General features: G+C 54.6%; 15 protein-coding genes. 8 read left to right on the forward strand and 7 right to left on the reverse strand.

Translation table 11 applies throughout. From position 1 onward, the window contains the following. From H8Q75_RS05435 to ispF, 3 genes are all read left to right on the forward strand, one after another. On the forward strand, positions 1–154 hold a 154-nt coding region (locus H8Q75_RS05435), incomplete at its 5' end, for a UvrB/UvrC motif-containing protein (RefSeq protein ID WP_365970754.1). A 157-nt stretch (positions 155–311) separates the two neighbouring features. Beyond that, positions 312–821 (forward strand): allophycocyanin subunit beta, encoded by a 510-nt coding sequence (gene apcB / locus H8Q75_RS05440; RefSeq protein WP_024125301.1) that lies wholly within the window; start codon positions 312–314, stop codon positions 819–821. 90 nt (positions 822–911) lie between these two features. After that, positions 912–1,394 (forward strand): 2-C-methyl-D-erythritol 2,4-cyclodiphosphate synthase, encoded by a 483-nt coding sequence (gene ispF / locus H8Q75_RS05445; RefSeq protein WP_024125302.1) that lies wholly within the window; start codon positions 912–914, stop codon positions 1,392–1,394. An 8-nt stretch (positions 1,395–1,402) separates the two neighbouring features. Here the strand turns inward: ispF and H8Q75_RS05450 are convergent, their stop codons facing one another. After that, complete coding sequence (locus H8Q75_RS05450; RefSeq protein ID WP_024125303.1) at positions 1,403–2,149, reverse strand: pentapeptide repeat-containing protein; 747 nt, start codon at positions 2,147–2,149, stop codon at positions 1,403–1,405. A gap of 95 nt (positions 2,150–2,244) precedes the next feature. Here H8Q75_RS05450 and H8Q75_RS05455 point away from each other — a divergent pair, with 95 nt between their 5' ends. Together H8Q75_RS05455 and H8Q75_RS05460 are read left to right on the forward strand one after the other, a co-directional pair. Further along, positions 2,245–3,201: a LysR family transcriptional regulator gene (locus H8Q75_RS05455; protein WP_024125304.1), complete on the forward strand. Its 957-nt coding sequence runs from the start codon at positions 2,245–2,247 to the stop codon at positions 3,199–3,201. Between the two features lie 96 nt (positions 3,202–3,297). Then, on the forward strand, positions 3,298–3,846 hold the full coding sequence (locus H8Q75_RS05460) for a dienelactone hydrolase family protein (protein WP_297040881.1): 549 nt from the start codon (positions 3,298–3,300) through the stop codon (positions 3,844–3,846). Here the strand turns inward: H8Q75_RS05460 and H8Q75_RS05465 are convergent. Together H8Q75_RS05465 and wecB are read right to left on the reverse strand one after the other, a co-directional pair. Continuing rightward, complete coding sequence (locus H8Q75_RS05465; RefSeq protein ID WP_041429172.1) at positions 3,827–4,483, reverse strand: diacylglycerol/polyprenol kinase family protein; 657 nt, start codon at positions 4,481–4,483, stop codon at positions 3,827–3,829. The genes H8Q75_RS05460 and H8Q75_RS05465 overlap by 20 nt on opposite strands. 35 nt (positions 4,484–4,518) lie before the next feature. Further along, positions 4,519–5,643 carry a UDP-N-acetylglucosamine 2-epimerase (non-hydrolyzing) gene (wecB, locus tag H8Q75_RS05470; RefSeq protein WP_024125307.1) on the reverse strand — a complete coding sequence of 375 codons (1,125 nt, stop codon included), beginning with the start codon at positions 5,641–5,643 and terminating at the stop codon, positions 4,519–4,521. A 269-nt stretch (positions 5,644–5,912) separates the two neighbouring features. On the opposite strand from wecB, the gene H8Q75_RS05475 reads away from it, so the two are divergent. Both H8Q75_RS05475 and H8Q75_RS05480 read left to right on the forward strand, forming a co-directional pair. Further along, positions 5,913–6,428 (forward strand): bifunctional nuclease family protein, encoded by a 516-nt coding sequence (locus H8Q75_RS05475; protein ID WP_024125308.1) that lies wholly within the window; start codon positions 5,913–5,915, stop codon positions 6,426–6,428. Between the two features lies 1 nt (position 6,429). After that, entirely contained in the window at positions 6,430–7,551 is a 1,122-nt protein-coding gene (locus H8Q75_RS05480; RefSeq protein WP_024125309.1) for an aldo/keto reductase, read from the forward strand. On the opposite strand, the gene H8Q75_RS05485 is transcribed toward H8Q75_RS05480, so the two are convergent. The 4 genes from H8Q75_RS05485 to H8Q75_RS05500 all read right to left on the reverse strand — a co-directional run bounded on the left by H8Q75_RS05485 (position 7,548) and on the right by H8Q75_RS05500 (position 10,843). Next, positions 7,548–8,402 carry an aminotransferase class IV gene (locus tag H8Q75_RS05485; RefSeq protein WP_297040882.1) on the reverse strand — a complete coding sequence of 285 codons (855 nt, stop codon included), beginning with the start codon at positions 8,400–8,402 and terminating at the stop codon, positions 7,548–7,550. The two genes, H8Q75_RS05480 and H8Q75_RS05485, sit on opposite strands and share 4 nt — an antisense overlap. Before the next feature lie 12 nt (positions 8,403–8,414). Beyond that, positions 8,415–8,738, reverse strand: coding sequence for a DUF1825 family protein (locus tag H8Q75_RS05490; RefSeq protein WP_297040883.1), 324 nt, complete (start codon positions 8,736–8,738; stop codon positions 8,415–8,417). Positions 8,739–8,823: 85 nt separating this feature from the next. After that, positions 8,824–9,849: a 4-hydroxythreonine-4-phosphate dehydrogenase PdxA gene (gene pdxA, locus H8Q75_RS05495; RefSeq protein WP_024125311.1), complete on the reverse strand. Its 1,026-nt coding sequence runs from the start codon at positions 9,847–9,849 to the stop codon at positions 8,824–8,826. Between the two features lies 1 nt (position 9,850). Beyond that, positions 9,851–10,843, reverse strand: a complete 993-nt coding sequence (locus H8Q75_RS05500) for a 30S ribosomal protein S1 (RefSeq protein ID WP_297040884.1) — start codon at positions 10,841–10,843, stop codon at positions 9,851–9,853. 223 nt (positions 10,844–11,066) lie between these two features. On the opposite strand from H8Q75_RS05500, the gene mscL reads away from it, so the two are divergent. Beyond that, positions 11,067–11,483 (forward strand): large conductance mechanosensitive channel protein MscL, encoded by a 417-nt coding sequence (gene mscL / locus H8Q75_RS05505; protein WP_297040885.1) that lies wholly within the window; start codon positions 11,067–11,069, stop codon positions 11,481–11,483. The last annotated feature ends 104 nt before the right edge of the window (positions 11,484–11,587 follow it).

Genomic DNA, 11,587 nt, shown 5'->3' on the forward strand with positions numbered 1-11,587 from the left:
CCTACAGGAACTGAGCCTAGAGGATATTCCCCAACTGATCCAAGACCTTGAGGCGAAAATGAAGGCGGCTGCCCAAGAATTGGCCTTTGAGGAGGCTGCCCGCTACCGCGATCAAATTAAGCGTTTGCGCGATCGCCTGGTGGGGCACCCCTAAAATTATGAACTTTTGTAATAGTTCGCAACAGTCCGTAAACGGGAGCGAAGGCAGGGAAACCCTAGCGTGGTAAGCTAAGTACGATTTTAGATCCGCACAACTTCGGCTGGCGTTCGGGTTGACGCTAGTTTTACCAGTTCTAGGAGTAAAAAAACCTATGCGTGATGCCGTCACCACACTCATTAAAAACTATGACTCCACCGGTCGCTACCTCGATCGCGATGCTGTTGACAGGTTACGCTCCTACTTTAATTCCGGTGCGGCACGGGTGAAGGCGGCAGCAGTGATCAATGCCAATGCCGCCGCCATCGTTAAGGAAGCGGCTTCTGCCCTCTTTACAGAGCAGCCGGAACTGATTCAACCCGGCGGCAACGCCTACACCACACGCCGCTACGCCACCTGCCTACGGGATATGGACTACTACCTGCGCTATGCCAGCTATGCCATTGTGGCCGGGGATGTGGATGTCCTCAACGAGCGTGTCCTCGAAGGTTTGCGGGAAACCTACAACTCCCTTGGCGTGCCCATTGGACCAACGGTGCGCGGCATTCAAATCATGAAAGAGATTGTGCGCGATCGCGTGGCTGCTGCTGGCATTGAAGACACCAGTATTGTTGAACAGCCCTTTGACTACATGTGCCGCCAACTCAGTGAAGTGAATATCTGAATATCCGAGGTTGGCTAAGGTAGAAGACTCTGTAACAATAGAGGGCGGTGGCGCCGGCGATCGCCCCTCTCTATTTCCGATGCAGCAGTGATGAAGATCCGCATTGGCAATGGTTACGACATTCACCGGCTGATTCCGGAGCGTCCCTTGATTTTAGGCGGCATCAGGCTAGAGCACGCCTTCGGACTCTTGGGACACAGCGATGCCGATGTCCTCACCCATGCAATTATGGATGCCCTCTTGGGTGCCCTCAGCCTTGGGGATATTGGTCATTACTTTCCCCCCAGTGATCCGCAGTGGGCAGGGGCAGATAGTCAAGTGCTGCTGGCAAAAGTGGCCGCGCTCATTGCCGAGCGGGGCTGGCAGGTGGGCAATATCGATGCTGTTGTGGTGGCGGAGCGTCCGAAGTTGAAACCTTACCTCGATCAGATGCGCGATCGCCTAGCAACCACCCTAGGGATTGATCGCGACCAAATTAGTATCAAAGCCACCACCAATGAAAAATTAGGGCCTGTGGGACGTGAAGAGGGCATTGCTGCCTATGCGGTGGCGCTCCTGCAGTCAGAAATGTAGGATAACCCCTAGGTAACATACAGGCTGTAGTGAAAGTCCGTTTGCTCACACTGGCTTTGCTGGAGATTGGCATGGCGAAAATTCGCCCAGCGACAGATGGCATGACTGAGGTTGGCACGCACAAAAAGGGCGTGGGAAAAATACCCCCGCGTCAGCCCCGCATAGGCTAAGTTGGCCCCATAGAAGTTGCAGCGATAGGCCTGAACCCCCTCAAGGGAAGCCCGCACCAATTGCGCAAACCGCAGCGTTGCTTCATTGAGGCTAGCACCCATCAACAGGGCAAAGGAAAAGTCGCTAGCTGCCGCGCGGACATGGCTGAGATCCGCTTCGCACCAATGGCTGTGGCGACAATCCGCCTGCTCAAGGGTGGCCCAGGAGAAATCGGCATAGCTAAAACGGGCGTACTGCAAGTTAGCCAGTTGAAAATTTGCCCGCTGGGCAGTGGCGCGATCGCCCACAGTTTTTAAGAACAACGCCCCTCGGCAATCCGCATCATTGAAGTTAGCCGCCGTCAGATCCGCTCCATGCAAATTGGCAAAGCGCAAATCTCCCTGGGCAAGGTTCACCTCCCGCAGACAGGCACCGCTGAGATTACAGCCCCGCAGGTCATAGCCCCGCAAATCCATACCCGTAAGATTCATTTCGCTGAAATCTACAGTAAGCTGAGGATAAATTCGCCGCCATTCGTTCCACAGGTGTTTTCCCCCCCGCAGGCGATCGCTCACTACCGGATTTAAGTGCCCTTTGATCATCATTCTTGCCTTGAGATTCCTCACATTTCGTTATCGTGGCACGAAATTTGATAGAATTTCGTCTATGTAGCCCTATCGCTGACGAAAGGAGAATGGGTTTGAAACAAGCAACCCTACATCAGCTTAAGGTTTTTGAGGTCACTGCTCGCCACGGCAGTTTTACCCGAGCTGCCGAGGAACTCTTTCTGACGCAGCCCACCGTCTCGATTCAAATGAAGCAGTTGACCCGTGCCGTTGGTATGCCCCTCTTTGAGCAAGTGGGCAAACGGCTCTATCTCACGGAAGCTGGCAAGGAACTGCTGGCCACCTGCCAAGACATCTTTGAACGCCTTGAGCGCTTTGAAATGGCCGTTGCCAATCTCAAGGGTCTCAAGCAGGGACACCTGCGGCTGTGTGTGATTACCACGGCCAAATATGTGATTCCTCGGCTGCTGGGGCCCTTTTGCCAGCGCTATCCAGGGATTGATGTGGCGTTGACCGTCACCAACCACGAGCAGGTGGTGGAGCGTATCCGAGGTAATATGGACGATCTCTATATCCCCAGTTGCCCGCCAGACAATGTGGATGTGGAGTGCCACCGCTTTTTGGATAATCCCTTAGTGGTGGTTGCCCCCAGTCACCATCGCCTCAGTGGCCGCAGTAAAATCCCGATCCAAGAGCTGGCGGGAGAGCCCTTTATTATGCGGGAGCAGGGATCGGGCACCCGCCAAGCTGTGGAGAAGCTCTTTGCAGAGCACGGTGTGCCAATTAATATCCGCCTTGAACTGGGGAGTAACGAGTCCATTAAGCAGGCGATCGCCGGTGGCTTGGGAATTTCTGTCCTGTCTCACCACTGCTTGGCCCTGGATCGCGAGTCCAGCCAGTTGACGATTCTCGATGTCGAACATTTCCCGATTCAGCGGCACTGGCATCTGGTCTATCCCGCTGGCAAACAACTGTCGGTGGTGGCCCAGGCCTTCTTTGACTATGTGTGTACCGAGGGACGGGAGATGATTGAATCGAGTCTCACCTATCCCGGTGGGGCGGCGCCGGCCAGGGAACTCAACCCCGTCTAGTATGGCAACCCTCGAATTTCTTGCCTTTCCCGATCCACCGATCGCGGCAGATCACACCCTCCTGTTGCTCCACGGTTGGGGGCCAATGCCGCAGACTTGATTTCCCTTGGTCCGTTGCTGGCTCCCCGCGCTCAGATCTACGCAGCGGCAGCCCCCTTTCCCCATCCCTATGTGACTCAAGGGCGGATGTGGTATGACCTGAGTCAGCACAATGCCCTCAGTGGCTCATTACTGCTCGATGAGCGAGCCACGGATCTAGCCACCAGCGAAGCGGCACTGCGGGAGTGGATTGCCAGCTTGCCCATTGACCTCAGTTGCACAATTTTAGGGGGATTCTCCCAAGGGGGAGCCCTGACATTGGCGGTGGGCTTAACCTTGCCCTTGGCGGGGTTATTAGTCTTTAGCGGCTATTTAGTCCGGCCCCCAGGGGTGACAGCCACCTCGCCGCCGGTGCTGATGATCCATGGCACAGCGGATCCTGTGGTGCCCTTTGCCAGTGCCCAAGCCAGTTGGCAGGCCCTGCAAACTGCGGGAGTGAAGGGAGCATTTCATGCCCTACCGATGGCCCATGAAATTAACGGGGAGGCGATCGCGATCGCTCGCCAGTTTATCGAGAAGACCCTGCCTAAAATGAACTCAGACTGAGTAACCCATAGGCAAGCAAAGCGCTACCGATCGGAACGGTCAGATTATCAATCCCTCGCCAAGCAATCAGTTCCAAGAGGGTTGCACCCACACCCACTAAAGGGGCAATCCAGAGGGACGCCAAAGCGGCAATGGGGATGAGGGAGAGGGCCGCGACCAAAGTACTCACCCAAAACATTGTCAGAGTTCCTTCCCAGCTTTTACTGGTTACCGGCAAGGGATGGCGTCCCCAGTTCATTCCCACAAGGGCAGCCAAGCCATCGCCCCAAGCCATCACTAAAATTCCCAGAACCGCCAGTTCCGGCAGCGTCTTCCAAAAGAGCGCCATTAATGTGCCAATACTCACCGCATAAAAAAAGGTGCCCCAGCTTTGTCGCCCCACGCCACTAATACTGGGAAAGATCGGCACGCGATACGACAGCAGTGTCACTATACCAGCGATTGCTGCGGCTACAATTCCCCAACTCGTGGGTACCCCGAGGGCGTAGGCAATCAGGATGACTTGACCTGCGCCAATGTGAACCACTTTCCGTGACCATTCCTTGGCGTTGGGAAACCAAGCGTGGATCAGTTCTGCAATTAACAGCACCAAGCCCAGCCAACCTGTGACCCAAATTCCTGCCCAGAACATTGTCATTGCTATCCTCAGTGAACGGTTGCTCCTTACTTTGTCTACTGGGTCTGCTGGGCAAAAAACTGGGTCACAATCTCAAGGATGCGATCGCTAGCATGACCATCGCCAAAGGGATTAATCGCCGTTGCCATACGGTTGTAGGCCACTGGATCCGTCAGCAGTTCAATTGCTGCTGCTGCAATCCTATCCGCAAAGGTACCCACTAGTTTAGCGGTGCCAGCGGTGACCGCTTCCGGCCGTTCAGTGGTTTCCCGCAACACCAGTACTGGTTTGCCGAGACTAGGGGCTTCCTCTTGTAGGCCACCGGAATCCGTGAGTAGGAGGGTTGATCCCTTCATCGCCGCCACCAGGGTGGGATAGTCCAAGGGCTCCGTAAGAAAAACACGGGGATGGTGTCCCAAATAGGCTTTGAGGGGTTCACGCACCGTGGGATTGCGATGCAGGGGCAAGAGTAAGGCAGTATCGGGAAGGGTGTTTAAGATCCTCAGGAAGCCATTGGCAATGTCTTCTAGGGGGGCACCCCAGTTTTCACGACGGTGAACGGTGGCAAGGAGGACACGGTATTGTTCCCAGTCAAGGCCGGGGACAGGGCACACCGGTTGGCGATCGGCCACCTGCAGCAGAGCATCAATGACAGTATTGCCCGTCAGGTGAATGGTACCCGTGACCCCGGCGGCCTGAAGATTCTTGACAGCTTGTGCCGTAGGGGCAAAATGCAACTGCGCCAATTGGGAAATGAGACGGCGGTTGGCTTCTTCTGGATAGGGATGATAGAGATCGTTAGTGCGTAAGCCCGCTTCCACATGACCGACAGGGATTTGCTGATAAAAGGCGGCAAGGGTAGCGGCAAAGGCCGTTGTCGTATCCCCCTGTACCAAAACAAGACGGGGCAGGAGTTCTTGGTAGAGTTGCTCAAGGCCTTGGAGGGCACGGCAGGTAATTTCAGTCAGGGTTTGCTTTGGCTGCATAATGGCTAAGTCCCGATCTGCCCGTAGGTCAAACAGTGCCATCACTTGATCCACCATCTCGCGATGCTGTCCAGTGAGAACAACGTACGGGGCAAACAGGGGCGATCGCTGCAAGACTTGAATAACCGGTGCCAATTTGATTGCCTCCGGACGCGTACCCAACGTAATGCAGATCGGGATTGGGGAAGCAATCATAGCCGTCTAAATACCAAAAATAGTAAAAACAGTACTTTTAGTGTACCGAGAAGGAAGTGTCCAAAAGTCAAAACAAAAAGTCAAAAAGTTCTAGTTGCCACTGCTCATGGACAGTTGTCTGTCAGCCTTTTGCTAGGGTGTGGAGTCTCGCGTCGCCCCGCCATGACTTCTCCCATAGGGAGTCTGGTGGGGGTGTGCCATCTTTGTGAGAAGGACTGTATGTTAATAATAGAAGGAAATGCACCGCCATTGCGCTCGCTGAGGTGGCCATGATTGAAATGACTGTTGCTGGGATTGCCCTCGATGCCACTAACCGCCGCACACCAATTGTGTTGCTCAAAGACGGTGCTGGACGGCGAGCACTCCCCATCTGGATTGGTGATAGTGAGGCGCGGGCAATTTTAATGGCCTTGGAAAATCAACGGGCACCGCGACCGATGACCCATGATCTGATGGCAAATATCCTCAACGAATGGAAGATGACCCTAGAGCGGGTGGTCATCCACTCCCTCGAAGACAACACCTACTATGCGGTGCTGACGCTGCGCCAAGGAGAAACGCGTAAAGACATTGATGCTCGTCCTAGCGATGCGATCGCGCTGGCCCTGCGCTGTGATTGCCCGATTTGGGTGATGGAAGCAGTGGTTGCCGATGCCTCGATTCCCGTCGATCGCGATGCAGACGAGGAAGAACGCCAAGCCTTTCGCCGCTTTTTAGATTCAATTCGCCCTGAAGATTTTATTCAGCAGGGGCGGGGAATGGAGGAGGATTCCTCCGCAGGCTAGGATGCGTTACCGCCGTTTTGGTCGCACGGGGTTAGACCTCTCGGTGTTTTCCCTGGGAACGATGCGTGCCTTGGGCAGCCCAGAGGTGATGCAGGCGGTCATTGAGGAGGCGATCGCCCACGGCATTAACCATATTGAAACCGCCGCCGCCTACGGTGCCAGTGAAGCCTACATTGGCCGTGCCCTTAAGGCATTGGGGCAGCCCGCTGTCTTTATCACCACCAAACTATTGCCCCAAGGGGATGCAGATCATGTCCAGCGACAAATTGAGCAATCCCTTGAGCGTCTCCAACTCTCACGCTTAGACGGTGTCGCCCTCCATGGAGTGAATACCCCTGAGCATCTGGCGTGGCTGAGCAGTGAAGGGATGGCCATGCTGCGGCAATTGCAAGCAAAGGGGGTAATTGGCGCTTTGGGTTTTTCCAGTCATGGATCGTTGTCTGTGATTTTGCCGGCGATCGCCAGCAATCAATTTGACTTTGTGAATCTGCATTACACCTACTTTCAGCAACGCAATGCCCCAGCGATCGCTGCTGCTGCTGAGCGGAATCTAGGCATTTTCATCATTTCCCCAGCCGACAAAGGGGGAAAGCTCTACCAGCCTTCCCAACGGCTCCAAGATCTCTGTGCTCCTTTTCACCCGCTCCATTGGAGCTATCGCTGGTTGCTGAGCCAGCCTGCCATCACCACCTTGAGCATTGGGCCTGCCACCGTTGCCGAGTTGGCCTTTCCCTTGGCGGTGGCCGATCAGGTCGATCCCCTGAGTCCCGCAGAGCAAGCCGTGGGCGATCGCCTACAAGCGGCGATGCAGGCAGCCCTAGGCAGCGATCTCTGTCACCAATGCTATGCCTGTCTGCCCTGCCCAGAGGAAATCCACATCCCTGAAGTATTGCGGCTTCGCAACTTGGCCGTTGCCTACGACATGACGGAATTTGGCAAATATCGCTATGGGATGTTTGGCCGGGCCGGCCATTGGTTTGCGGGACAGCCCGCCAATCGCTGTACTGAATGTGGCGATTGTTTGCCTCGCTGTCCCAGTCGCTTGGAGATTCCGCGGCTATTGCGGGAAACCCATGAGCAGTTGCAGGGCACCTCGCGATCGCGCCTTTGGCAGACGATCTAGGCCGCCGCCTTTTCCATCACTGCTAATAATTCTCGCCATAGCTGTTGGGTCACAGGTCCCGGGCAAGCCGGAAACACCATCTCATTCACTTGGCGAATCGGCATTAGAAGGCGCACCGAGGAACTGAGAAAGCCCTCACTGGCTCCTGCTAGGTCCTGTGGAGTAAGAACCACTTCCCGATGGGGAATACCCAAGTCTGCAACGATCTGCAACAGCGTCGCTCGCGTAATTCCATGGAGTATGCCAACGGCGGTGGGGGGTGTCTCGACGACACCATCACGGACAATCCAGAGGTTACTGGTCGTGGCCTCGGTAATCTGTCCTTGGGCATTGAGAAGCAGGGCGTCCTCAAAACCCGCCTGCTGTGCCTCCAATAGGGCCAAGATATTGTTGAGGTAATTGCCCGTTTTGGCTGCCGGATCAAGGGCAGCAGTACTTGTGCGTTGCCGCTTAACGATGGCAAGGCGAATGCCCTGTTCGCTCAACGTTGGTTCGGGCGCGATCGCCATCAACACAATCAATAACCGCGGTTGGGTGGTCGGTTCTGGCAATAGGCCAATGCGGCGATCGCCACCACGGGTCACCACAATCCGAATGTAGTATTCTCCTGTTGGGGCAGCCGCTAACGTGCGTTGAACTTCTTGGGTAATGTACTCATCAGACCAGGGCACAGTCATGTAGAGATAGGCGGCTGAGGCGCGCAATCGTGCTAGGTGCTCTGGCAGGGCAAAGGGAACCCCGCCGTAGGTCCGCACAACCTCGTAAACACTGTCACCATAAAGAAATCCGCGATCAAAAACAGAAATCGAAGCCTCCGGCGTAATTACCCCGTCCAGATTGCAGAGTAACACTTGCCCTCTCCCCTAGGGTTGGCGTTCCACTTCGGCTTTCATGCGCTCAAGGGTTTGATGCATTTGATCAAACATACTTTGGGGCGACATCCCAAACTGGCTCAGTTGAGTTTCCAGTTGTTTGATGGTCATCTGCGCCATAAAGTCATCGGACAACTCAAACCGCTTCATAAAAATACGGTAGCGGTCCATGAGTTCTTCCATTTTCTCGATATAAATTTTTTTACCTTCACGGTCAAATTTGCCGTACTCGGAGCCAAGCTGCATCAACTGCTGGTAGTCCTGAAACAGACGTTGTGCTTCCTGTTGAACAATTTCTGAATCAAAGAATCCCATACGACCCTGCCTGATACAGCAACAACCACAATGGCAACGCTTGACCCTTTGGTTTGTTATCTAGTTGCATTCTATCAAAGGCACTTTAGGCGGGCGTGAGAGGGAAAACCGATCCTTTGCTCAAAGCTTGTGCCCAGGCGATCGCCGCCAAAAAACTCTGTGGGTCTGCTACCCCTGTACCCGCGATGTCAAAGGCCGTACCGTGATCTGGGGACGTGCGAATAAAAGGCAAGCCAATTGTCGTATTTACTGCCTCCCGAAAGGCGAGCATCTTCACCGGAATCAATCCCTGATCATGGTAAAGAGCAAGGTAGGCATCGTAGGCGGGGGCTGGGGCAGGACGTCCCCACCACGCATCGGCAGCCCCAATCCAGAGGGTATCGGGGGGCACAGGACCAATCAGTTCAACTTCGGGATACTGCTGCTGGGCTGCTGCAAGCCATGGAATCAGCCAAGTCACTTCCTCTTGGCCTAGGTGTCCCTGCTCACCGCTGTGGGGATTCAATCCAGCAATGGCAATGCGAGGCCGCTCTAGATGTCGCCGCTCCCTCAGAAACTGGATAAGAAGCGCGAGCTTTTCATTGAGGCGTTCGGGGGTCAGTGCCCTAGGCACCGCTTGCAATGGGATGTGGGTAGTCGCGAGTAAAGTAGTCAGCACCCAGTGAGTCACAGGCGATCGCCCCAGGAACAACATGCCCACATGGGCAGTTCCTGTAAAGTGAGCCAGCACTTCAGTTTGACCGGGAAAGGTATAACCGACCGCTTGCCAGCTGGCCTTAGAAATCGGTGCCGTCACAATTCCTGCCACCTCGCCGGCGATCGCCCGCTGAAGGGCAGTTTTGAGATAGGCAAAGCTAGCAGCCCCACTGGCAACACTGGGACGCCCCGGCACAATCACCTCGTCGAGGGGATGCTCCCATATCTGAAGCTGAGCAGGATCAATGGCCACCTGTCCCTGTTGACATAGGCGAGCATAGGTTTCCTCTAATACTTGGCCTGTACCCGCAATAAAAAACTGCCCTAACATTTCTGAGGGCAGGTGAGCTAGGGCTTTCAGGAGAATTTCTGGGCCAATACCCGCTGGATCCCCAAGGGTGAGGGCAAGGGACATCCTAGGCTTCTTGAAGAATCGGTGCAGCCGAATCGTCTTCGGTGGCTTCGGGAATGTCTTCCATCCCTTCCTCAGGGGTCTCTCCTGCGGCCTGCTGCTGTTGTTGCAGGAGCTGCTGCCGATAGCGCTCTGCCATCTCTTCAGCTTTTTCATAGACCAACTGGGGATTTTTCACCATATCACCGGGTTCTGGCTCCAGTTGCTTCGTGGAAAGGGAAATCCGACCCCGCTCAGCATCAAGGTCAATAATCATCACCTTGACCTGATCATTGACATTGAAAACACTGTGGGGGGTATCAATGTGATCGTGGGAAATCTCAGAAATGTGCAGCAGACCACTGACACCACCAATGTCAATGAAGGCACCGTAGGGCTTAATCCCACGCACCGTTCCAACCACCACTTCGCCCACCTCCAGTTTGTTCATCTTGCGCTCGACAAGGGCACGGCGGTGGCTGAGTACGAGGCGGTTGCGCTCTTCATCGACCTCCAAAAACTTCAGGGGGAGTTCTTCACCCACCAACTCCTCTTTGTTGACACGAGTGCTGATGTGGGAACCGGGAATAAAGCCCCGCAGCCCTTCAATGCGGACAAGGGCACCCCCACGATTGGTGGCAAAGACCTGGGAGCGAACAGTGGCATCTTCGGCTTGGAGTTGGCGAACGCGCTCCCAAGCCCGCATGTACTCAATGCGGCGAATTGAGAGGGTAAGCTGCCCCTCTTCGTTTTCATCCGCCAGGATAAAAAACTCGCGGGTTTCGTTGGGTTGCAGTACCTCTTCCGGACTCTCAATCCGGTTGATAGACATTTCTTGAATGGGGATATAGGCGGCGGTTTTCGCACCGATGTCAATCAGGGCACCCTTTGGTTCGATGCTAAAGACGGTGCCAGCAACAATGTCGCCGGGATTGAAGTGGTAATCGTACCGGTCCAGTAAGGCTGCAAAATCAGCATGCGTAAAGCCCACGTCTAACGTTTTTTTCTGATTGACCATGCGAGTGTTTTCCTAGCTCCTTTAACGAAAGTGGCGGTGTATAGTGAGTTGTCAAGCGGGCAGAAGTGGGTGCCATACGCAATCATACCAGCGATCGCTCGAACACTTTCTGACTGGATCTACAATGTTAGCCTAGAGTTTGCCCGTTGGCTAGCGGAATCGATAAAATTTTGGTCATTGATGAAGATAAATGTTAATTTTTGTGTATTACTGAGGAGTGGGCATGGCGCGACTAAACCGCCGACAGGTCAAGCAATTTTGGCAGGAGTTCCGCGAATTTGCCCTGAAGGGGAATGTTATTGATCTGGCGATCGCTGTCGTGGTGGGCGGTGCCTTTAGCCGCATGGTCACTTCCGTTGTGGAAGACTTGATCATGCCCTTGGTCAATCCTCTGATTCCTGGGGGTGACTGGCGCGAACTCACGCTCGGGTCAGGGCTTAGAATTGGCAAGTTTTTGGGCAGCTTACTTGACTTTGGGGTGATTGCCCTGAGCCTGTTTATTCTCCTGAAGCTGATTTTGCCCTTGCTACCCAAGAAAACCCCTGCACCCGAACAACGGGAGTGTCCCTACTGCTTAGAGTCTGTGCCCCTCAAGGCTAGTCGCTGTCGTGCTTGCACGTCTGAACTGCCACCGCTTTAGGAGTCCTGGCAATGCAACGGTGGCAACGCTGGTTCTCTGGTCTATTGGTGGGGCTATGGTTGAGCATCCTAACCAGTTGCGGAACAGCACCGCCTCCCCAAGGC

This window comes from Thermosynechococcus sp. OHK43 (assembly GCF_014466085.1).
Classification (GTDB): Bacteria; Cyanobacteriota; Cyanobacteriia; order Thermosynechococcales; family Thermosynechococcaceae; genus Thermosynechococcus.

Coding starts and splice junctions, on each gene's coding strand:
- apcB (WP_024125301.1), top strand. CDS start 312: ATGCGTGATGCCGTCACCACACTCATTAAAAACTATGACTCCACCGGT.
- mscL (WP_297040885.1), top strand. CDS start 11,067: ATGGCGCGACTAAACCGCCGACAGGTCAAGCAATTTTGGCAGGAGTTC.
- H8Q75_RS05450 (WP_024125303.1), bottom strand. CDS start 2,149: ATGATGATCAAAGGGCACTTAAATCCGGTAGTGAGCGATCGCCTGCGG.
- pdxA (WP_024125311.1), bottom strand. CDS start 9,849: ATGTCCCTTGCCCTCACCCTTGGGGATCCAGCGGGTATTGGCCCAGAA.
- ispF (WP_024125302.1), top strand. CDS start 912: ATGAAGATCCGCATTGGCAATGGTTACGACATTCACCGGCTGATTCCG.
- H8Q75_RS05475 (WP_024125308.1), top strand. CDS start 5,913: ATGATTGAAATGACTGTTGCTGGGATTGCCCTCGATGCCACTAACCGC.
- H8Q75_RS05465 (WP_041429172.1), bottom strand. CDS start 4,483: ATGACAATGTTCTGGGCAGGAATTTGGGTCACAGGTTGGCTGGGCTTG.
- H8Q75_RS05500 (WP_297040884.1), bottom strand. CDS start 10,843: ATGGTCAATCAGAAAAAAACGTTAGACGTGGGCTTTACGCATGCTGAT.
- H8Q75_RS05490 (WP_297040883.1), bottom strand. CDS start 8,738: ATGGGATTCTTTGATTCAGAAATTGTTCAACAGGAAGCACAACGTCTG.
- H8Q75_RS05480 (WP_024125309.1), top strand. CDS start 6,430: ATGCGTTACCGCCGTTTTGGTCGCACGGGGTTAGACCTCTCGGTGTTT.
- wecB (WP_024125307.1), bottom strand. CDS start 5,643: ATGATTGCTTCCCCAATCCCGATCTGCATTACGTTGGGTACGCGTCCG.